Source organism: Stenotrophomonas sp. YJH_SMC_127, assembly GCF_059372445.1.
In genome coordinates this window covers 97626-117213 of the sequence record NZ_JCAFVO010000008.1, presented here as the reverse complement: position 1 = coordinate 117213, position 19588 = coordinate 97626, and the positions used below count along the sequence as shown (strand labels likewise).

19 protein-coding genes are annotated in these 19588 nt (G+C 66.5%); 5 read left to right on the top strand and 14 right to left on the bottom strand.

Annotation, left to right across the window (positions count from 1 at the left end; all coding sequences use genetic code 11):
- From AC5QAB_RS17010 to AC5QAB_RS16975, 8 genes are all read right to left on the bottom strand, one after another.
- The gene (locus AC5QAB_RS17010; protein ID WP_032956275.1) at positions 1-330 is read right to left on the bottom strand and encodes a phage tail protein; all 330 of its coding nucleotides are present in this window, start codon (positions 328-330) and stop codon (positions 1-3) included.
- Positions 327-2984, bottom strand: coding sequence for a phage tail tape measure protein (locus AC5QAB_RS17005; protein WP_495233509.1), 2658 nt, complete (start codon positions 2982-2984; stop codon positions 327-329). Before AC5QAB_RS17005 ends, AC5QAB_RS17010 begins: the two co-directional genes overlap by 4 nt.
- A 64-nt stretch (positions 2985-3048) precedes the next feature.
- Positions 3049-3360, bottom strand: a complete 312-nt coding sequence (locus AC5QAB_RS17000; protein ID WP_219634491.1) for a DUF1799 domain-containing protein — start codon at positions 3358-3360, stop codon at positions 3049-3051.
- The gene (locus AC5QAB_RS16995) at positions 3357-3665 is read right to left on the bottom strand and encodes a phage tail assembly chaperone (protein WP_032956277.1); all 309 of its coding nucleotides are present in this window, start codon (positions 3663-3665) and stop codon (positions 3357-3359) included. The genes AC5QAB_RS17000 and AC5QAB_RS16995 overlap by 4 nt, the downstream gene beginning before the upstream one ends.
- Complete coding sequence (locus tag AC5QAB_RS16990; protein WP_495233508.1) at positions 3665-4324, bottom strand: phage tail protein; 660 nt, start codon at positions 4322-4324, stop codon at positions 3665-3667. Before AC5QAB_RS16990 ends, AC5QAB_RS16995 begins: the two co-directional genes overlap by 1 nt.
- 71 nt (positions 4325-4395) lie before the next feature.
- On the bottom strand, positions 4396-4752 hold the full coding sequence (gene gp17, locus AC5QAB_RS16985) for a tail completion protein gp17 (RefSeq protein WP_014645597.1): 357 nt from the start codon (positions 4750-4752) through the stop codon (positions 4396-4398).
- Between the two features lie 23 nt (positions 4753-4775).
- Positions 4776-5126, bottom strand: coding sequence for a head-tail adaptor protein (locus AC5QAB_RS16980; RefSeq protein ID WP_014645596.1), 351 nt, complete (start codon positions 5124-5126; stop codon positions 4776-4778).
- Positions 5123-5635, bottom strand: a complete 513-nt coding sequence (locus AC5QAB_RS16975) for a head-tail connector protein (protein WP_014645595.1) — start codon at positions 5633-5635, stop codon at positions 5123-5125. Before AC5QAB_RS16975 ends, AC5QAB_RS16980 begins: the two co-directional genes overlap by 4 nt.
- Positions 5636-6013: 378 nt before the next feature.
- Here AC5QAB_RS16975 and AC5QAB_RS16970 point away from each other — a divergent pair, with 378 nt between their 5' ends.
- Both AC5QAB_RS16970 and AC5QAB_RS16965 read left to right on the top strand, forming a co-directional pair.
- Positions 6014-6970: a cation diffusion facilitator family transporter gene (locus tag AC5QAB_RS16970; protein WP_197561481.1), complete on the top strand. Its 957-nt coding sequence runs from the start codon at positions 6014-6016 to the stop codon at positions 6968-6970.
- Between the two features lie 111 nt (positions 6971-7081).
- Positions 7082-7507 (top strand): organic hydroperoxide resistance protein, encoded by a 426-nt coding sequence (locus AC5QAB_RS16965; protein WP_004153735.1) that lies wholly within the window; start codon positions 7082-7084, stop codon positions 7505-7507.
- A 302-nt stretch (positions 7508-7809) separates the two neighbouring features.
- Here the strand turns inward: AC5QAB_RS16965 and mmsB are convergent, their stop codons facing one another.
- Genes mmsB through AC5QAB_RS16940 form a run of 5 tightly spaced genes read right to left on the bottom strand, consistent with a single transcriptional unit; the run spans position 7810 to position 13349 of the window.
- Complete coding sequence (mmsB, locus tag AC5QAB_RS16960; RefSeq protein WP_032962101.1) at positions 7810-8700, bottom strand: 3-hydroxyisobutyrate dehydrogenase; 891 nt, start codon at positions 8698-8700, stop codon at positions 7810-7812.
- Positions 8697-9872 (bottom strand): enoyl-CoA hydratase/isomerase family protein, encoded by a 1176-nt coding sequence (locus AC5QAB_RS16955; RefSeq protein ID WP_495233507.1) that lies wholly within the window; start codon positions 9870-9872, stop codon positions 8697-8699. The genes mmsB and AC5QAB_RS16955 overlap by 4 nt, the downstream gene beginning before the upstream one ends.
- The gene (locus AC5QAB_RS16950) at positions 9869-10666 is read right to left on the bottom strand and encodes an enoyl-CoA hydratase (RefSeq protein WP_005407685.1); all 798 of its coding nucleotides are present in this window, start codon (positions 10664-10666) and stop codon (positions 9869-9871) included. The genes AC5QAB_RS16955 and AC5QAB_RS16950 overlap by 4 nt, the downstream gene beginning before the upstream one ends.
- A complete protein-coding gene (locus tag AC5QAB_RS16945) occupies positions 10663-11829 on the bottom strand; it encodes an acyl-CoA dehydrogenase family protein (protein WP_014645592.1) in 1167 nt (388 codons plus the stop codon). The genes AC5QAB_RS16950 and AC5QAB_RS16945 overlap by 4 nt, the downstream gene beginning before the upstream one ends.
- Positions 11830-11843: 14 nt before the next feature.
- Complete coding sequence (locus tag AC5QAB_RS16940) at positions 11844-13349, bottom strand: CoA-acylating methylmalonate-semialdehyde dehydrogenase (RefSeq protein WP_014645591.1); 1506 nt, start codon at positions 13347-13349, stop codon at positions 11844-11846.
- Positions 13350-13464: 115 nt separating this feature from the next.
- Between AC5QAB_RS16940 and AC5QAB_RS16935 the strand changes: the two genes are divergently transcribed.
- Positions 13465-14832 carry a helix-turn-helix domain-containing protein gene (locus AC5QAB_RS16935; protein WP_014645590.1) on the top strand — a complete coding sequence of 456 codons (1368 nt, stop codon included), beginning with the start codon at positions 13465-13467 and terminating at the stop codon, positions 14830-14832.
- A 132-nt stretch (positions 14833-14964) separates the two neighbouring features.
- On the opposite strand, the gene AC5QAB_RS16930 is transcribed toward AC5QAB_RS16935, so the two are convergent.
- Positions 14965-16857, bottom strand: a complete 1893-nt coding sequence (locus tag AC5QAB_RS16930) for a patatin-like phospholipase family protein (protein ID WP_069118146.1) — start codon at positions 16855-16857, stop codon at positions 14965-14967.
- Between the two features lie 193 nt (positions 16858-17050).
- Here AC5QAB_RS16930 and AC5QAB_RS16925 point away from each other — a divergent pair, with 193 nt between their 5' ends.
- Together AC5QAB_RS16925 and AC5QAB_RS16920 are read left to right on the top strand one after the other, a co-directional pair.
- A complete protein-coding gene (locus tag AC5QAB_RS16925) occupies positions 17051-18100 on the top strand; it encodes a bifunctional nicotinamide-nucleotide adenylyltransferase/Nudix hydroxylase (RefSeq protein WP_014645588.1) in 1050 nt (349 codons plus the stop codon).
- Between the two features lie 64 nt (positions 18101-18164).
- The gene (locus AC5QAB_RS16920) at positions 18165-19574 is read left to right on the top strand and encodes a nicotinate phosphoribosyltransferase (RefSeq protein WP_197561817.1); all 1410 of its coding nucleotides are present in this window, start codon (positions 18165-18167) and stop codon (positions 19572-19574) included.
- Positions 19575-19588 lie beyond the last annotated feature (14 nt).

Sequence of the window (19588 nt, the reverse complement as noted above, 5' to 3'; positions counted from 1 at the left end):
CTACGCCTGGAAGGTCTGCTCGAAGGTGGCGGTGATGGTCGATACCTGGCCGCCGAGATGGCTGTCGGTGTAGGAATCACACATGTACAGCCCCTGCCCCAGTGGCCCTTTCCACAGGAAGCTGCGGCCGGCATGACCATCCAGGAAGGTCACGATCTCGTTGATCGTTTTGCGGTTGCCGACGAACTGCAGCTGGTAGCTGCGCGAGGTGGCATTCAGGCCATCGGCAGCGGCCTGCGCATAACCATCACCGAACTTCGCGCGCTTCACGGCGGCGGTGGTGGTTCCGGTGCTCTGGCTGGTTGCCGGCCAGGTGAATGTGTCTGTCATTGCATGGCACTCCTGCTGAGCACACCACCTGCCTTCAGGTCACGACTCTGCAGCTCGCGGTACTTGCGTTCCACGAACTGGCCGATTTCGTTGCCGAACTGCTGCAGCATGCTTTCGTTGGTGGTGACTTCCTTGCCACCGTTGTTGTCGATGCGGATGCTGACTCCCACTCCGCCACCACCGCCGCCACCGTGCGCGGCCACACCCAGGCGGCCGTCCGGCCCGCGCCGCAGCGGCATGATCGCTTCCGGTCCCGCTTCGCCGAACACGCCAGCGCCCTTGGCGAAGGCGAACAGTTGCGGGGTGTTGTAGATGCCACCGGAATAGGCAGAGAGACTGGGTGAGGCATAGACGCCTCCCAGGGCATGAGGCGTCATGTTGCCGCTGGTCAGCCAGCTGGTGTTGTTGCCGAAACCGGCGGCGAATCCCGTCGAGGGAGCTGCGCTGGCACCCCCGCCCATGCTTCCGGCGAAGGCACCTACCACACTGTTGATGATGCCCATCAGGGCCTGCTGCGCTGCGATTCGTGCCAGGTCCGCGATGATCGAATCGGCCAGGTCGCTGAAGTTGAGCTTGCCGGTAAGAACGAACTTGGTCAGAGCATCTTCAGCGCCTTTGAATGCCTTGCTGAACAGCTCCTGGGTCATGCCGGCCGTATTGGAGGCGGACTCGTTGTAGTCCTCAAAGGCACTGCGCGCGCCATTGCGCCAATCGCCCATCTTCTCCATCCGACGGCCCTGGTGGTCCTGCTCATCCTTCAAGCGTCGATCCCGGCTTGAACGCAGCGCGTTCGACTGGTCGCGGAAGCTCTGACTGCCTTCGGGCGCGCCGCTATCGCGCAGCGCCTTCATCCCTTGATCGTACTCACGCTGGATGGCATTGACGCGGGCGAGCCGTGCAGTGGCTTCCTTGCCGAGACCGAAGCCCATGAGTTCCTGCTCGTTCGCGCTGCGACGCGCTTCTTCTGCGTCTCCCAGCGATCTGTTGAGCTTCTCCAGTTGGGCGGCAGCCGCAATCTCTTCCTTCTTCTGCGCAAGCGCCTGATCGCTGACTTCCAGGCTGGCACGTGCCGTTTTCAGACGTATGACGGCAGCCGTGTCACCTTTCTCCTCCGCATCCTTCAGCGCAATGGTAGCTTCGTCAAGAAGGCGCGTGCTTGCGGTCTTCTTGTCTATCCCCAACCGCTGGATATCGTTCTGGTCGATCTGCTTCTGGATGCGCTCGAACAGGGTGGGTTCGGCCGGCACAGATGGGAGACGTGGAACTGCGGCAAGGGACGGCCCGCGCGCGGGTGGGTCTGCCGATGGAGGGCTGGCAGGCAACGTCGCTTCGATCAGGATCGGCTTTATGTTCTGCTGTACTGCGCGCAGCGCTCCCTTGGCCTCTTCCAGCTCTTTCTTGGCACGAGCATATTCGGCAAGGCTGTAGCTTGAGCCCGTGGTCCCGCCCAGGGTGGTGTTGTGCCAGCGACGCAGGTTGGTTTCGGCATCTGCGATGTTCTTGCGCAGATCGTCGCCGCTGTCTGCCCGGAACGGCTCCTTCACCATGTCCCACAGCTCGGAGAAGACGGTCTTCGCCTTGCGCCACGCGCCTTCCATCAATGTGGCGCTTTGGATGACCTTGGGGGCCACCTCTCCGATCTTGCCTGCATACGCCTGCATCAGCAGGGCCGAGGCGTCGGCCTGGTTTCCCTGCGCGATAAGCGATTGGATCTGCTTTCGCTGTGCGTCGGTGAGCACATCGGTCTGCTGCTCCAGCTCCCTGAGTGCTGCAACCGGGTCCTGCCTGATCTTGACGAACGATGCGATGACCTCTTCCGCGCTGCTGACACCTGCGTCCTGCCACTGCAGCGCGGCCTGCGCGACCATCCGCAGTTCGTCCCCGGCGAACTGACCTGTCATGGCGACCTGGTTCAGTGCTTCGGAGGCTTCACTCATGGTGATGCCATCAATTCTGCTCATGGCCTGCGCATAGCCGGTCAGCTGCGGCACGTTGGCGCTGAGCCGATCGCCGACGATCAGCAGCGATCGCTCGAAGGATGCCGCCTCGTCACTGGCGGAGTTCCAGGCGACGGCTACGCCCCCCACGGCGGCAGCCAGTGCCGCCGCCGCCGCTGCCATGGGATTGGCCAGCGCGGGGAAACGGCCAACCAGCCCGGTAAGAACCTCGGCGGCATCGTCGTAGGCACCCTTCAACTCCGTCGCTTTGCCGATCTGGTCGGCAAATGTCGAGCCACCCCCATCGGCTCCAGCGGCTCCAGCGGCTCCAGCGGCTCCGCCGAATGTTGCGGCCGGGCTGCCCGACGCGCTGGCCGCCGCTTCGGCTTCATTGCGGTAGGCACGCAGTTCATCGCGCGCTGCGCGGATGGCGCGTTCGTTGCTGGCCATCTGACGGGTCATTTCGTTGATCAGTACTGCGCTGGCCTTGAGTACGGCATTGAGCATCTCCTGCTCCAGCCGCATGCTGTCCACCTGCGCGCTTTGCTGTAGCAGCATCTGCAGGCGTGCGCGTTCAGCCCTGTCCAGTTGCTGATACTGCTGCTGTGCGGAGGCGGTCATGTCGGCCAGGCTGCGCTTGGCAGCCTGCGTGGCGGCGCCGAGGTTGCTGTTGACCTCGATATCCACCCGCGCAACACCGAGCGGTGTCTCGCTCATAGGGGTTTCCTCAGGAAAAGGTGACCCCGCCGGCTGGCGGGGTCGGAGTGAGCCAACAGGTGGCTCATTGGCTGTGCATCTCGTCGAGGGCAGCCCGCTCTATCACGCGGATGCCTGCCATTACTTCTGCGTGCTTTTCGGCAGTAAGCCCTTCACGCTCGAGCTCCCGGTAGACCACGTTGTAGTCCAGACCCGTCGGGCCACCGGCGCCGGTGCGCCACTGGGTGGAGACCCGCGAGAAGATGTCGATGGGAAGTGCACATTCTGGCCATAGTTCGATCTGTGGCGGCTGGAAGTGCTTTGCCTTCAGGCCGAGCTGGTTCAGTTCGGCCTCGGTGGGGGCACGCCAGTACAGTGCCCCCACCGCCTCGATCAATTTCCCTTGCGTGCGACCTGCAGAGCCTGCACGTAGCCACCTACGATGGCGCCGTCCAAGCCGATCTGCTGCTGAAGTGCCAGTTCGACACCTGCCGTATCCAGCGCTACATCTGCATCCCACTCAGTGACGATGTCCAGGATTGCCTGGGCAGGCGTCACCTCGCCGGCCGCCAGGCGCTGCAGCAGGTCCGCGTACGCGGCCTGCTGCAGGTGACGGTAGGTCAGGTTGAGCTTCTGCTCGCGGCCATGGCCGGCAATGGTCAGGGTGCTCTTGAAGGTCTCAGGTGCCTTGACCTGGAACATCAGACGCCCTCCACCAGGATCGAGTCGGCCAGCGCGGTGAAGGTCGCGGTGGTGCCCATCGGGGTGTTGGCGGCCATGGTCGGGTCGCCGTTGTAGCTCAGGTAGCCGTACCAGTACAGCACGTCGCCACCGACCAGCTTGGCCCGCAGGATCACCGGCTCGCCCTTGGCGTCAGCGTTCTTCAGTGCCGAATACCACGGCTTCTTCGGATCGTAGAACAGCGGCAGGGTGATGGTCTTGGCGTTCTTGAAGGTCGGCATCTGGACCTGGCGACCGGTCGGGTCTTCGAGCAGCGTGCCGCTCCAGTACTGCTGCTCGCCACCGGCGGTGGTCGGGTCGCCCTGCTGGTCCAGGTCGACGAAGGCGCCCGCCTTGCGCAGTACACCGGCACCGCTGGTGCCGGGGAACAGCACGGTATCGGTGGTGTCGATGCCCAGCAGTTCAACGCTGCCGGTGGCTTCAGCACCGGCGCGGATGGCGCGGTTGTTCAGGGCCGGCCAGCCCGGCAGTTCGATGACCACCACATCGCCGGTGTCGACGCTGTTGGCGGCAACGCTGGCCAGCGCCGGCGCGGCCTTGGAGATCGCGCTGGTGGCGATCGCGGTGGAGACGACCGGTGCGAAGCCGAACTGGGTGCCCTTGGGAAGCTTGAGTGCCATGGTGTATTTCCTCGTTGGATAAAAAAAAGCCCGGCGAATGCCGGGCTGGGGTGTTGCACGGGTGATGCGGTTTACGGGTCGACGTACCACAGGCCGAAATCGAGCCGCGCGCCGTACTTGTGCAGCATCGGCTCATGCACGGCGATTGCAGCGCCGAACGATTCGGCGGTCGGCAATCCTGCGCATACCTGATCCTCGATGTTGCGGATCAGGGTGTTGGCCTGGGCGCGGCTGTCTGCCCAGACGGTCAGCTGCACGCGAGCGTGCTTCTGTTCGGGAATGGAACCTTCGTTGAACCACACGGACTGTCCACCCATCTGCTGGTAGACGGCACACGGATAGATGACCGGTTCCGGCGGAAGGTCGGGATACAGCCGGCCCTGCAGCAGCGGGGCCAGCAGCGCGTGCAGCTGTGCTTCGTAACTCATCGCGGTGTCCTGGTTGGCGTCGCTCAGGCGATGCCTGAAGACTGTTCGGTGAACAGCACCGTGGTCTGGCGCCGGCTGAAGTCGGGCGCAACGCCGGTGATGTTGAAAACACGACCGTCATGCACGATGCGCATGCCGGCCTGGATGCCTGCCTGTCGTGCGGCTGCCAATCGGACATGGAAGCGCTGGCGCCGGATCGTTGCCGGCAGGCGGCTTTCCAGCGTCAGCCGCTGCACGCTGTCTGCGCGGTCGGCGATGATGGCGGCCCACAGTTCTGCCACCGGCTGCCAGGCGTCCAGCGGCTGCCCCCACGCATCGAGCTGGCCGTCCTGGCGCTCGATGCGGATGCGGCGATTGAAGTGGCCGGCGTTCATGGCGTTGCTGCCGATCGGTACGGATCAAGCAGCGCGGCCACGCCGAACGGCAGCTCCATTGCGATGGCAGCGGCGCCTGCCGGTGCATCGAACGTCTGCGCAGAGACGACCACGGCTTCGCGATGGGCGTACAGGTGGCCCAGCAACAGGCGCACCGCTGCACGGATGCTGTCGTTGACCGGCATGCCCTGCAGCAGGCGCGCACTGCGCGCGGTCGCCACGGCCAGGCGGCGATCGGCCACATCACGCATGGCCTTGGCCTTGGCCGCGTTGGTCTCGGCATTGGCGGCGGCAACCGCGGCTTCATGCCCGGTCACCGCCGCCGCCATGTCCTGCGGCAGCTGGTCCAGCGCCTGGTCCAGCGCGGCCTGATCGGCGTACAGCTCGCGGCCCAGATAGGCCGCGGCTGCGTCGCTGGCTGCGGCCAGCAGGTCACCCAGGATGGCGTCGTCAAAATCGCCGTCGATACGGCAGTGCGCGCGGCACTGCTCAAGGGTCAGCAGGGGCATCGAATCCTCCTTCGTTGATGGATGTGGAGTGCCCCGATCCTGCGCGCACGGCGGCGCCCCACGCGATCACCAGGACGGCGCGGGAAAGGCAGGATCGGGGCGGAAAACAGAACGGCTGCGACGGGGACGTCAGGGCCGGTGGCGGTGACCTCGCAGCGCGCGACGGCGCAAACGAAAGAAGCCCCCGGGGTCACCGGAGGCTTCTATGTCATCGTGGTACAAACGATACGCTTCGGGTGTGCACCCGTCAATCCGCAAACGGTTACCAGTCTGGTGACTTTTCCAGGCGCTGTGCGGGCGTGGTCATGGCGACGTGCCGCAGGCTGGATAGAATGGCAACGCGCTGCTTCCGCAGCCCATTTCCCGCTGGATTCCCGCATGCCTGCCACCCCCGAACGCTTCTTCGATGCGCGTACCGAACAAGGCGTGCTGCGCCTGTCCATCGCAGGCTCATTGCTGCTGGCTGCCGCTGCGGTGGTATTTGGTCTTCTGGCCAATTCCTCGCTGATCATCTTCGATGGCATCTACGGCCTGATCGATGTGGTGATGACGTGGCTGTCACTGCTGGTCGCGCGTCTGATCGCACTGTCCACCAGCACCGACGCGCTGCAGTCGCGGCTCAACCAGCGCTTCACCATGGGCTTCTGGCACTTGGAGCCCATCGTGCTGGGGGTGAGCGGCACGCTGATGATCGGCGCGGCACTGTATGCGCTGGTCAATGCGGTGGATGCGCTGATGTCCGGCGGCCGCCACATCGCACTCGGTCCAGCCATCGCCTTCGCCGGGTTGTCGATCATCGGCGAAGGTGCGCTGGCCTGGTTCGTGCTGCGCGTCAACCGCCGCATCGGTTCGGAGTTCATCGCGCTGGACGCGAAGAACTGGGTGATCGCCGCCAGCATGTCGGCCTGCTACCTGCTGGCCTTCCTTGGCGGCGTACTGGTGCGCGGCACCTCGCTGGCCTGGGTCGGGCCGTACATCGACCCGGCCATCCTCGCTTTCGTCTGCGTGCTGGTGATGATCGCCCCGCTCGGGACGGTGCGCCGGGCGCTGGCCGGCATCCTGCTGGTCACCCCGCCGGAACTGCAGGCGCACGTGGACGCGGTGGCACGCGCGATCGTGGCCAAGCATGGCTTCGTCGAGCATCGCAGCTACGTCGCCCAGGTGGGGCGTGGCGAGCAGATCGAGTTGTTCTTCGTGGTACGCGAGGACGACCCGCCGCGGCCCCTGCTGGAATGGGACCAGCTGCGCGACGAGATCGGCGATGCGCTGGGCGAGGCCTCGCCGGACCGCTGGCTGACCATCATGTTCACCACCGACCGCGAGTGGACGATCTAGGCCAACAGGACGATCAATCAAGTTTTTCGTACGGACTGCAACCCAACGTACGCAGAAACCGGGCAAAGTAGGCTCCATAGCAGTACCCACCCACTGATCAGGAGCATCCCGATGTCCATCGAAAAGGTTCTGTATACCGCCCAGGCCACCTCCACCGGCGGCCGTGAAGGCCGTTCCGTCTCGTCCGACAACGTGCTGGACATCCAGCTGTCGACCCCGCGCGAGCTGGGTGGTGCCGGCGGCCCGGGCACCAACCCGGAACAGCTGTTCGCCGCTGGCTACTCGGCCTGCTTCCTGGGCGCGCTGAAGTTCGTGGCCGGCCAGGCCAAGGTCGCGCTGCCGGCCGACACCACCGTCACCGGCAAGGTCGGCATCGGCCAGATCCCGACCGGCTTCGGCATCGAGGCAGAGCTGACCATCAACGTGCCGGGCGTGCCGCGCGAGCAGGTGGAAGAACTGGTGCAGAAGGCGCACATCGTGTGCCCGTACTCCAACGCCACCCGCGGCAACATCGACGTGACGCTGATCGTTGCCTGATGCGGTGCCGGGGTCGGATCCCTTTGCCACCGGCAAAGGGCTCTGACCCCATCCCAGGCCCGCACGGCTATATGGGGTCAGAGCCCTTTCGCGTTGCGAAAGGGATCCGACCCCCAAAAAAATGGGCGGATGCCGGTCGAAACCGGGCATCCGCCCATCCCACCTCGGGTGGGCCCCAGCACGTGGCCGGGGACGCATTCGCTGCGGCGCGCATCCATCCTTCTGGAGAAGAGCCCCCTTGTTGTTCAAGGGGGCGCGCCAACGGCGCGGGGATAAGGTGGAATGCGCGGACCAGCGACCAGTTACTGGTCGCTGGTGATGAGCTGCACGACGCTGGAGAAATCCAGCTTGCCGCGGCCGGCCTGGTGGTTCATCGAGTAGAGATTGCGGGCCACTTCGCCCAGCGGAATCGAAGCGCCGACACTCATCGCCGCTTCCACCGCCAGGCCCATGTCCTTCAGCATCAGATCGCTGCCGAAACCGCCGCTGTAGCCACGCGAGGCCGGCGCATTCTCCAGCACGCCCGGCCACGGGTTGCACACTTCGGTGGCCCAGCTGCGGCCGGTGCTGACCGCCATCATCTGCGACAGCACCTTGGGGTCCAGCCCGTGCGCCACGCCCAGTGCGATGGCTTCACCGGTCACCGCCATGATCACGCCCAGCGCCATGTTGTTGCACAGCTTGGCGACCTGGCCAGCGCCGCTGGCGCCGACGTGGAAGATGTTCTTGCCCATCGCCTGCAGCACCGGGCGTGCGCGTTCCAGCGCGTCTTCCTCGCCGCCGACGATGAAGGTCAGGGTGCCGGCCTGGGCGCCGGCGGTACCGCCGGACACCGGCGCGTCGATCATCTGCAGGCCACGCGCGGCGGCCGCTTCCGAGACCTTGCGGGCACTGGCCGGGGCGATCGTGCTGCAGTCGATGACCAGTGCACCGGCCGGGATCGCGGCAAGAATGCCGTCGTCGCCCAGGTACACGCCTTCGACATGACGGCTGGCCGGCAGCATCGAGATCACCACTTCGGCATCGGCCAGGGTGTCGCGCGCCGACGATGCAGCGCTGGCGCCGGCGTCGACAGCGGCCTGCACCGCGGCCGGAACCAGATCGAATACGCGCACGCTGTGGCCGTTCTTGACCAGATTGGCGGCCATCGGGCCACCCATGTTGCCCAACCCGATGAATGCAATGCGGCTCATGCAAGGCTCCTTTCAACAAGGGGAGTGCCCAGGTCGGCCAGCGGATGCGCGGCGTCGGCCCAGGGGGAAGCGAAGAAGGTGTCTGCCCACGCGCCAGTGGCCTCGGCCAGGGTGGCCGGGTTCCACTGCGGGTTGCGCTCCTTGTCGACCAGCAGCGCGCGGATGCCTTCGGCGAAATCACCATGGGCGGCGCAATGCAGGGCGACGATGTACTCCAGGCGGTAGATCGCGGCCAGGTCCTGGCCGGCACTGCGGCGCTGCAGTTCGTACGCCAACCGTGCCGAACCCGGTGCACCGGCAGCAAGGGTCTTCTGAGCCGCCTGCAACCAGGCGTCGTCGGTCTGCAGGCCGGCAATGCGCGCCACGATGGCTTCAAGGTCATCGCCTTCGCACAACGCATCGACCTGCGCCGCGTGGGCCAGCAGTGGACCGGTGGCGGCATCGCTGGCATGCGACTGCAGCAGATGGGTCAGGCGTTCGTGGTTGTGTGCGGTGTCATTGGACCAGGCCACCTGCAGCAGCGCATCGAACACCGCGCTGCGGCGTTCTTCGGCCACGTGCACGTCGGCCAGGCCGGCGTAGATGGCATCGCCCGGGTTGAGCAGTGCGCCGGTCAGGGCCAGGAACAGGCCACCCTTGCCCGGCACGCGCGACAGCAGCCAACTGCCACCTACATCGGGGAACAGGCCGACGGTGATTTCCGGGAAGGCCAGCTTGGAGCGTTCGCTGACCACACGGTGGCTGGCGCCGGACATCAGGCCGATGCCGCCGCCCATCACGATGCCGTGGCCCCAACACAGGATCGGCTTGGTGTAGGTGTGGATGAGGTAATCGACGCGGTATTCGACGTCGAAGAACTCGGCGGCATAGGCGTTCTGGCGGATGTCGCTGTGGCCGGCCTCACGGAAGGCGACCATGGCCTTGTACAGGCTGTGCAGGTCGCCACCAGCACAGAACGCCTTTTCGCCGGCGCCCTGCAGCACCACCATGGCGATGCCATCGTCGTCGGCCCAGGCATTCAGCTGGTTCAGCAGCAGGTGCGCCATCGGCAGCGAGAAACCGTTGAGCGTACGCGGCGCATTGAGCGTGGCGATGCCGATGCGCGTGCCGTTGCCGGCCACGCGCTCTTCGAACAGCACCGGTGCGTCGTCGGCAGCGGTATCCGTGCTCATGCGTTCTTCCACTGCGCGGCGCGCTTTTCCAGGAAGGCAGTCACGCCCTCGACCTGGTCGGCGGTGTCGAACAGGTCGACGAAGGCTTCGCGCTCGGCCACCAGCGCCGAGGCGTGGGTGCCGGTGCGGGTGGACTGCACCAGGGTCTTGCAGGCGGCGATGCTGGTCGGGCTCTGCTTGCCGGCCTTCTTCGCCCATTCCAGCGCCAGCGCCTTGGCTTCGCCCTTGCCGACCTTTTCTTCGGCCAGGCCAATGCGCAGCGCGGTCTCGGCGTTGATGCGCTCACCCAGCAGGATCATGCGCTTGGCCCAGCCCTCGCCGACCAGGCGCGGCAGGTTCTGGGTACCGCCGGCACACGGCAGCAGGCCGACGGTGGCCTCCGGCAGCGCGACCTGGGCATGGTCTTCAATGATGCGCAGGTCGCAGGCCAGCGCGCACTCCAGGCCACCGCCCATGGCGTAGCCGTTGATCGCGGCGATCGACACGCCACGGAAACCGGACAGCGCTTCGAAGGCTTCACCGAAGCGGCGCGCGGCCTCACGTGCAGCGGCCTTGTCGCCGGAGGCGAACTGGTTGAGGTCGGCACCGGCGGAGAAGAATTTCTCGCCATCACCGGTGATCACCAGCGCGTAGATGTCGCGGTCTGCGTTGAGCGCGCCGACCAGGTCGCGCAGCGCCGACAGGCTGTGCACGGTCCAGGTATGCGCCGGCGGGTTGTTCAGGGTGACCACGGCGGTGTGGCCATCGACCTCCACCTTCAGGCCCACGTGCTCCTGGGTACGCCAATCCTTCATCGCAGTTCCTCTTCGGTGTTGAGCAGGTGACGGGCAACAATCACCCGCATGATCTCGTTGGTGCCTTCCAGGATCTGGTGCACGCGGCAGTCACGCAGCAGGCGCTCGATCGGGTATTCGCGGATGTAGCCGTAGCCCCCGTGGATCTGCAGCGCTTCATTGCAGACGTTGAAACCGGCATCGGTGGCGAAGCGCTTGGCCATCGCGCACCACACGTTGGCATCGCTGGCACCGGCATCGAGCTTGCGTGCCGCGGTGTGCACCATCTGCCGTGCAGCCACCAGCTGGGTGACCATGTCGGCCAGCTTGAACTGCAGCGCCTGGAACTCGGCCAGCGCCTTGCCGAACTGGCGGCGCTCGCCCATGTAGCGGCGCGCAGCATCCAGTGCACCCTGTGCGGCACCCAGCGAGCAGGCGGCGATGTTGATGCGGCCGCCGTCCAGCCCCTTCATCGCCAGCTTGAAGCCGCCGCCTTCCTCTCCCAGAAGGTGGCTGACCGGCACGCGGACGTTCTCGAAGGTGATGCCACGGGTGGGCTGGCTGTTCCAGCCCATCTTCTCTTCCTTGCGGCCGAAGCTGATGCCCGGCAGGTCCGCCGGCACCGCAATGGCGCTGACACCGCCGGCACCGGCACCGCCGGTACGCGCCATCACCACCAGCAGCTCGGTGGCACCGGCGCCGGAAATGAAGGCCTTCGAGCCGTTCAGCACGTAGAAGTCGCCATCGCGCACGGCGGTGGTCTTCAGCGACGCCGCATCGGAACCCGCACCCGGTTCGGTCAGGCAGTACGAGGCCAGCTTGCTGCCCGAGGACAGATCGGTGCCCCACGCATCGCGCAGGGCCGGCTGGCCCCACCTGGACACCATCCACGAGGCCATGTTGTGGATGCTGATGTACGCCGCGGTCGACGGATCGACGTTGGCGAGCTCCTCGATGACGACGGCGGCGTCCAGTCGGCTCAGGCCGCTGCCGCCCACTTCCGGGTCCATGTACAGACCGCAGAAGCCCAACTCACCGGCCTTGGCGATCGCCTCGCGCGGAAAGATGCCCTCCGCATCCCATCGCGCGGCGTGCGGCGCCAGTTCGGCCTGTGCGAAGTCGCGCGCCGCCTCGCGGTACGCCTGCTGCGCTTCTTCCAGTTCCGTCGTCATCGAGTGGCTCATGGCTGCTCCTGCCGTTACTTCAGGCTGATCGTGGTGTTGACGCCGTGGCTCAGCGTCTCGTCATCGAACCAGCGCGCGGTGACCGTCTTGGTCTGGGTGTAGAACAGCACCACCTGCTTGCCATACGGGCCCAGGTCACCCAGCTTGGAGGCGCGCGAACCGGTGAACGAGAACAGCGGCACCGGCACCGGGATCGGCACGTTGATGCCGACCTGGCCGACGTCGATGTCTTCCTGGAACTTGCGCGCGGCAGCGCCGGACTGGGTGAACAGTGCGGTGCCGTTGCCGTTCGGGTTGCTGTTGACCATCGCGATGGCCTCTTCCAGCGTTTCCGCTTCGAGGATGACCAGCACCGGCCCGAAGATTTCTTCCTGGTAGATGCGCATGTCGGTGGTGACACCGGCAAAGATGGTCGGGCCAACGAAGTTGCCCTTCTCGAAGCCATCGACCTGCGGCTTGCGGCCATCGAGCACCAGCTTGGCGCCCTGCTCCACGCCCGAGGCGATCAGGCCTTCCACGCGCTCGCGGGCGCTGCAGGAGATGACCGGGCCGACGTCGGTACCGGACACGGTGCCGGCGCTGACCTTCAGGGTCTGGGCCTTGGCCACCAGGTCCTGCACCCAGTTGCGCGCTTCACCGACCAGCACCAGCGTGGAAGCCGCCATGCAGCGCTGGCCAGCGGCACCGAAGGCGGCACCGACCATTGCGTTGAGGGTCTGTTCCTTGTTGGCGTCCGGCAGCACCACGGCGTGGTTCTTGGCGCCCATCATGCACTGCACGCGCTTGCCGGCCAGCGAGGCGCGGTTGTAGACGTGTGTGCCGACGCGGGTGGACCCGACGAACGACACGGCCTTGATGTCCGGGTGGTCGCAGATCGCGTTGACCACTTCCTCGCCGCCGTGGACGACGTTCAGCACGCCCTTGGGAATGCCGGCTTCCAGCGCCAGCTCGACCAGGCGCATGGTGACCATCGGGTCCTGCTCGGACGGCTTGAGGATGAAGGTGTTGCCCGTTGCAATCGCCATCGGGAACATCCACAGCGGAATCATCGCCGGGAAGTTGAACGGGGTGATGCCAGCGCACACGCCCAGCGGCTGCATGATCGTGTAGGTGTCCACGCCATTGGCCACGTTGTTGGCCAGCTCGCCCAGCTGCAGGTTGCCGATGGCGGCGGCGTGCTCGACCACTTCCAGGCCGCGGAACACATCACCTTCGGCGTCCGGCAGGGTCTTGCCCTGTTCGGCGGTGAGGATGTGGGCCAGCTCACTCATGTTTTCGCGGATCAGCTGCTGGTACTTCAGGAAGATGCGCGCGCGGGTGCCGATCGGGGTCTTGCGCCAGGTCTTGAAGGCTTCCTTGGCGGCGGCGACGGCGGCGTCCACTTCGCCGGTGGTGGCGAACGGCACCTGGGCCAGCACGTCCTGGGTGGCCGGATTGATCACGTCCTGCCAGTGGGAAGTGGCCGATTCAACGAACTGGCCATCGATCAGCATGCGGATACGGGGCGCTGCAACAGTCATGACGACAATCCCACAGGGTGCGAAAGATGCTTGGCATTATTCACAGCACCCGGCTCGATTTCCGGGCTGAATCCGCTTAATCTGGCCAACGCGCCCCACGATTCCTGTTAATTCTGTGAATTATTCAGCTCCCCAGCGGCAACTCGGCCTGCGCCTGCTGCGGCTGCGCGAGCAGCGCGGCTACAGCCAGGCCGATCTGGCGCGTGCGCTGGGGCTGTCGGCCAGCTACCTGAACCAGATCGAGCGCAACAAGCGCCCACTGACACCGGCGGTGCAGAAGAAGCTGGGAGAGGTGTTGGGCGACGTTTCCTCGCTGTTCGATGACGATGAGCCCGCCGCCCTGCAGGAAGCGCTGGGCGAAACCCTGCGCGACCTGGGCCTGGCCGAGGTCAGCGCGACCGAACTGCGCGCGCTGGCCGGGAACCTGCCGCAGGTCAGCCGCGCGCTGTTGGACCTGCACCGTCGTCACCTGGCGCTGCGCGAGCACGCGGCCGCACTGGAGTTCCAGCTGGGCGAGCCCGGCGCCGGCAGCACCCTGCCCGCCGGTGACCAGGTGCGCGAGTTCTTCAACCGCATGCACAACCACATTCCCGAGCTGGACGAGCTGGCCGAGCAGCTGTTCGCCGAATGGGGGCTGTCGCCCGGGCATGTGGCACCGCGGCTGCGCCAGCTGCTGGCCGACCGCCATGGCGTGCTGGTGGAAGTGGCCGCACTGCAGGCCGGGCGCGAAAAGCGGCACTACGATGCCGGTGCGCGGCGGCTGTGGCTGCCCGATTACCTGGAGCCCGGACAGCAGGCGTTCCAGATGGCGGCCGAGCTGGCCCTGCATGGCTACCTGCCGCAGATCGATGCGGTGGTGGCGCGCGCCGGGTTCACCGATGAGGCACGCATCGCGCAGGCGCGGATCGGTCTCTCCAACTATTTCGCCGGTGCGCTGGTGATGCCGTACATGCGCTTCCTGCGTGCAGCCGAAACCAGCAGCTACGACATCGAACTGCTGGCACACCAGTTCGGCGTCGGCTTCGAAGCGGTCTGCCATCGGCTGAGCACGCTGGCACGGCGCAGCGCGCCCGGCCTGCCGTTCTTCTTCATCCGCGTGGATCGGGCGGGCAACGTCTCAAAGCGCCATTCGGCCACCGATTTCCACTTCTCGCAGGTGGGTGGATCGTGCCCGCTGTGGATCGTCTACGAGGCGTTCAACCAACCCGGGCGCATCCTCACCCAGACCGCGCGCATGCCCGATGGGCGCCGCCATTTCTGGCTGGCGCGGCAGGTCAGCAGTGGCCCGGTCGGCCATGGCCAACCGCGCAAGACCTTCGCGGTGGCGCTGGGCTGCGACCTGCAGCATGCCGAACGCCTGGTGTATTCACTGGGGCTGGATGTGCAGAGCCCGGGCAATTCGGTATCGATCGGCCCGGGGTGCCGGGTGTGCCCGCGCGAGGACTGCATGCAGCGCGCGTTCGCGCAGTTGCCGGGGCGATAGGGGGTTCTGCAGGGCTGCGCCCTGCACCTGCGGTAGTGCCGGCCGCTGGCCGGCAAGAGCAGCAACCACTGCGGGGTCAGATCCGTTTTCCTGCGGAAACGGATCTGACGCCGATTCGACCGCAGGATCGGGTCAGTAGATCGGGGTCACCTTCATCTGCGGCAGCGGACGCGGTGCGCCGTCGGTAAGGTCCGGGCCGAGGTCCTCCCAGGTGCGGCCCTGCTCGACCATCAAGCCCCACAACTGCTGCGAGGCCAGCCGTTTGTCTTCCGAGCCCAGCTTGTACGACGGTGGCGTCGGCTGACCGCTGGCGACCATCGCGTACGCCGCGCGGTAGGCCAGCACCTGCTGCGCCGGATCATCGGTGCGCGCCACTTCCAGCGTGTAGCGCTGGTAGGCCGAGGCCAGGTTGCGCCAGCGGATCCAGTAGTGGTTCTCGAACGAGAACGAACAGAAGCGCGCACCGGCCAGGCTGCCCTTGTCGGCGATGCGGGAGAGTACCTCCTGCGGCATGTCCAGGTTCATGCCGCCTTCGTCGCCCTGCAGGCTGACGTGCACGATGCGGTCGCGGTAGCCCGGTGCGCGCGCCTGCAGCAGGTCGCGCCAGTTCTGCATGGTCGCCACCACCGCGAACAGGAAACGACCCAGCTCGGCTGCGGCCAGTGGCGTGGCGATGGACTGGTAATGCCGTTGCCAGCCGTGGCGGTTTTCGGTGGGCAGGAACACCGCATGTTCCAGCGCCTGGCGGCCGCCGCTGCCCTGGCTCACCGCTTCGGCGTGCTGTGGATAGACCAGGTTGATGGCGAAGGTCGGCCAACGCGGCAGGGCGGCGTCGAACAGATGGATCGGGAAGTTGCTGCTGATGCCGCCATCGGAGAACCAGCAGATGCGGAAGGCGGTGATCACCGGGCCGCAGGTCTGCCCGGCACTGGTCAGCCCTTCCATGCTGTCGGCAACGTTGTGCTCCTGGTCGGCCGCAGGGGCGGTCGGTTCGCAGCGTCGTTCGCGGCGTGAGGGTTCATGCAGCGGCACCGCGCTGATCAGCAGCGGGAAGCTCAGGCTCATGCGCGTGGCCACCAGCACCGGCAGCTTCGGGCCCTGTGGCAGGTGGTAGTACTGCCGCCCGTCCACCTCCAGCGGCGGGCCGGCCTGGCTCACCAGCCACTGCACCACGCTGGCGGGGAACAGCTGCTCGAACTCCTCGCGCAGGAACCAGAACTGCGCACCGCCCAGCGGCAGCGTGCGCGGCTCATTGTGTGAGATGCAGGTGGTGATCATCTGCAGGCTGATCGCATGCGGGCTGTCCGGCTCACCGGCGTAGCGCGGCGCATCGTGCAGGTCGGCGAAGGTCAACGGTGCATCCAGCGGCTTGCCCGACAGCTGCTGCAGGCATTCATGCAACCACTCGGTCAGCGCCGGCCTGCGTGGATCGCGGCTGAGGCCGCTGCACAGGCCCAGCAGGTTGCGACGCGCCACCCGCGCGACCCGCAGCGCGGCACCGGCCACACCCGCACCGTAGGCGCACAGCAGTGATGGCAGCAGCGTGGCGGCCACGCCGCTCCAGCCACCGCCCCACCAGCCCAGGCCGAGCAGCAGCGCCAGCGACACCAGCACTTCCAGCGGCGCGATCTCGAATACCGCAACGGCCAGGCACAGCAGTTTGTGCGGCAGGCGGGCATTGCCGGTCAGCACCACCAGCAGCCGATAGGCCGCGCGCGCGCCGCGCGCCGGCTGGAACAGGCTGTAGATGAAGCCGCGCCGGGACAGCTGTGCCGACACCGCCGACAGCCCGCCATAGCCTGCATCGCCGGGCAGCTGCTCGCCGGCCTGCTGGCGGCGATCGCCGCAGGCCGCTGCAGCCGCCACCGCTGCCGCAATGGCGCCGGCTGAAGTGCCGCCGATGCTCTTGAAGCGATACTCGCGGGCCAGCGCCAGTACCGCATTGGGGTACACGATGCCGCTGGTGATGCCGCCTTTCATGACCAGATCGCAGTACTTGTCCGCCACTGTCTTGCCCCCGAGCATGCCGTCCGCCGCGTGGGTTGCAGTATGGCGCAGCGGCTTCTCAGGGCCTGAGAACAACGGCGCAGTCCGCGCACGCAATGCGCCGTTCAGCAGAAAGCACGGCTGCAGGCTTGACCCGCCCCGCCATCGGCGTAGCATCTGCAGCAAGCCAAGGGACAGACCCGCGGCTGCCACAACGACATGAGGGATTCTCATGGAATTCGACTATCTCGTCTTCATCGGGCGATTCGAGCCCTTCCACAACGGCCACGCCGCCGTTGCCCGCCTGGCCCTGAGCCGGGCCCGCAAGCTGATCTTCCTGGTCGGCTCTGCCGATACCCCCCGCAGCCTGCGCAATCCCTGGACCGTGGCCGAGCGCGCCGTGATGATCCAGGCGGCCCTCGACGGCCACACCGACCGTCTGCTGATCCGCCCGCTGCGTGACCACCTGTACAACGAAGCACAGTGGATCGCCAACGTGCAGCGCCAGGTGGCTGACGCCCTGCGCAACGACGGTGCCGCCGCCGATGCCAGGGTGGGCCTGATCGGCATGGACAAGGATGCGTCCAGCTACTACCTGCGCGAGTTCCCGCAGTGGCCGCTGGTGGACGTGCAGCACACCGCCACCCTGTCGGCCACCGAGCTGCGGCGCTACCTGTTCGAAGCCGGCGACGTCGACTTCCACGGCGCGCTGCTGATGCTGCGTGGCAATGTGCCGGCGCCGGTGTATGACATGCTTGAAGCGTTCCGCAAGAGCGCGCCTGCCTATGGCCAGCTGGTGGCCGAGTACCGCTTCATCGAACAGTACAAGGCCGCCTGGAAGGATGCGCCCTACGCGCCCACCTTCGTCACCACCGATGCGGTGGTGGTGCATTCGGGCCACGTGCTGCTGGTGCGTCGCCGCTCGGAACCCGGCAAGGGGCTGTGGGCATTGCCCGGCGGCTTCGTCGGCCAGGAACAGAGCCTGCTCGACAGCTGCCTGCGCGAACTGCGCGAGGAAACCCGGCTGAAGATTCCGTTGCCGGTGTTGAAGGGGTCGCTGAAGGGCCAGCAGGTGTTCGACCACCCGGACCGCAGCCAGCGTGGCCGCACCATCACCCACGGTTTCCACTTCGAGTTTCCGGCCGGCGAGCTGCCGCCGGTGCGCGGTGGCGACGATGCCGACAAGGCACGCTGGATACCGGTGAGTGAGGCCCTGGACATGGGCCCGCAGCTGTTCGAAGACCACCTGCACATCCTGGAGTATTTCCTCGGCCGCGGCTGACCGGCCCGGCTTTCCCACTGGCGGATAGACCGCCGGTGCCACCCGACGCGAAGGAGCTTCCGTCATGCACTACCTCGATAATCTTCTCCTCAACACCGACAGCTACAAGGCCAGCCATTGGCTGCAGTACCCGCCGGGTACCGATGCCACGTTCTTCTACGTCGAATCACGTGGCGGCCTGCACGATCGCACGGTGTTCTTCGGCCTGCAGGCGATCCTCAAGGACGCGCTGGCACGGCCGGTCACCCACGCCGACATCGACGACGCTGCTGCGGTATTCGCCGCGCATGGCGAACCGTTCAACGAGGCCGGCTGGCGCGATATCGTCGACCGGCTTGGCGGCCACCTGCCGGTGCGCATCCGCGCCGTTCCCGAGGGCAGCGTGGTGCCCACCCACCAGGCGCTGATGACCATCGAATCGACCGATCCGGCCGCGTTCTGGGTGCCGTCGTACCTGGAAACGCTGCTGCTGCGCGTGTGGTACCCGGTCACCGTGGCCACCATCAGCTGGCACGCACGGCAGACCATTGCCGCGTTCCTGCAGCAGACCAGCGACGACCCGCAGGGGCAGCTGCCGTTCAAGCTGCATGACTTCGGCGCGCGCGGTGTATCGAGCCTGGAATCGGCCGCGCTGGGCGGTGCCGCACACCTGGTCAACTTCCTCGGCACCGATACCGTATCGGCGCTGTGCCTGGCGCGCGCGCACTATCACGCGCCGATGGCCGGCTATTCGATTCCCGCCGCCGAGCACAGCACCATCACCAGCTGGGGCCGCGAGCGCGAGGTGGACGCCTACCGCAACATGCTGCGCCAGTTCGGCACGCCCGGTGCGATCGTGGCGGTGGTATCGGACAGCTATGACATCTACCGCGCCATCAGCGAGCACTGGGGTACCACCCTGCGCGATGACGTGATCGCCTCGGGCGCCACCCTGGTCATCCGCCCCGACTCGGGCGACCCGGTGGAGGTGGTTGCCGAAAGCCTGCGCCGGCTGGATGAAGCGTTCGGCCACACCCTCAACGGCAAGGGCTACCGCGTGCTCAACCACGTGCGGGTGATCCAGGGCGATGGCATCAACCCGGATACCATCCGCACCATCCTGCAACGCATCACCGACGACGGCTACGCCGCCGACAACGTAGCCTTCGGCATGGGCGGTGCGCTGCTGCAGCGGCTGGACCGCGATACGCAGAAGTTCGCACTGAAGTGCTCGGCGGCGCGGGTCGAGGGTGAGTGGATCGACGTCTACAAGGATCCGGTCACCGACGCCGGCAAGGCCAGCAAGCGTGGCCGCATGCGCCTGCTGCGCCGCCTGGACGATGGCAGCCTGCATACGGTGCCACTGCCGGCCAACGGCGACGACACCCTGCCGGACGGCTTCGAGGACGCAATGGTGACCGTGTGGGAGAACGGCCGCCTGCTGCACGACCAGCGGCTGGACGACATCCGCACGCGGGCGGCCGTGGGGCATTGAAGGTGCATCCCGAC

Excerpts from the sequence above, each read along its gene's own strand:
- AC5QAB_RS17010 (WP_032956275.1), bottom strand. The coding sequence starts at position 330 with ATGACAGACACATTCACCTGGCCGGCAACCAGCCAGAGCACCGGAACC.
- AC5QAB_RS17005 (WP_495233509.1), bottom strand. The coding sequence starts at position 2,984 with ATGAGCGAGACACCGCTCGGTGTTGCGCGGGTGGATATCGAGGTCAAC.
- AC5QAB_RS16995 (WP_032956277.1), bottom strand. The coding sequence starts at position 3,665 with ATGTTCCAGGTCAAGGCACCTGAGACCTTCAAGAGCACCCTGACCATT.
- AC5QAB_RS16990 (WP_495233508.1), bottom strand. The coding sequence starts at position 4,324 with ATGGCACTCAAGCTTCCCAAGGGCACCCAGTTCGGCTTCGCACCGGTC.
- gp17 (WP_014645597.1), bottom strand. The coding sequence starts at position 4,752 with ATGAGTTACGAAGCACAGCTGCACGCGCTGCTGGCCCCGCTGCTGCAG.
- AC5QAB_RS16980 (WP_014645596.1), bottom strand. The coding sequence starts at position 5,126 with ATGAACGCCGGCCACTTCAATCGCCGCATCCGCATCGAGCGCCAGGAC.
- AC5QAB_RS16975 (WP_014645595.1), bottom strand. The coding sequence starts at position 5,635 with ATGCCCCTGCTGACCCTTGAGCAGTGCCGCGCGCACTGCCGTATCGAC.
- AC5QAB_RS16970 (WP_197561481.1), top strand. The coding sequence starts at position 6,014 with ATGCCTGCCACCCCCGAACGCTTCTTCGATGCGCGTACCGAACAAGGC.
- AC5QAB_RS16965 (WP_004153735.1), top strand. The coding sequence starts at position 7,082 with ATGTCCATCGAAAAGGTTCTGTATACCGCCCAGGCCACCTCCACCGGC.
- mmsB (WP_032962101.1), bottom strand. The coding sequence starts at position 8,700 with ATGAGCCGCATTGCATTCATCGGGTTGGGCAACATGGGTGGCCCGATG.
- AC5QAB_RS16955 (WP_495233507.1), bottom strand. The coding sequence starts at position 9,872 with ATGAGCACGGATACCGCTGCCGACGACGCACCGGTGCTGTTCGAAGAG.
- AC5QAB_RS16950 (WP_005407685.1), bottom strand. The coding sequence starts at position 10,666 with ATGAAGGATTGGCGTACCCAGGAGCACGTGGGCCTGAAGGTGGAGGTC.
- AC5QAB_RS16945 (WP_014645592.1), bottom strand. The coding sequence starts at position 11,829 with ATGAGCCACTCGATGACGACGGAACTGGAAGAAGCGCAGCAGGCGTAC.
- AC5QAB_RS16940 (WP_014645591.1), bottom strand. The coding sequence starts at position 13,349 with ATGACTGTTGCAGCGCCCCGTATCCGCATGCTGATCGATGGCCAGTTC.
- AC5QAB_RS16930 (WP_069118146.1), bottom strand. The coding sequence starts at position 16,857 with ATGCTCGGGGGCAAGACAGTGGCGGACAAGTACTGCGATCTGGTCATG.
- AC5QAB_RS16925 (WP_014645588.1), top strand. The coding sequence starts at position 17,051 with ATGGAATTCGACTATCTCGTCTTCATCGGGCGATTCGAGCCCTTCCAC.
- AC5QAB_RS16920 (WP_197561817.1), top strand. The coding sequence starts at position 18,165 with ATGCACTACCTCGATAATCTTCTCCTCAACACCGACAGCTACAAGGCC.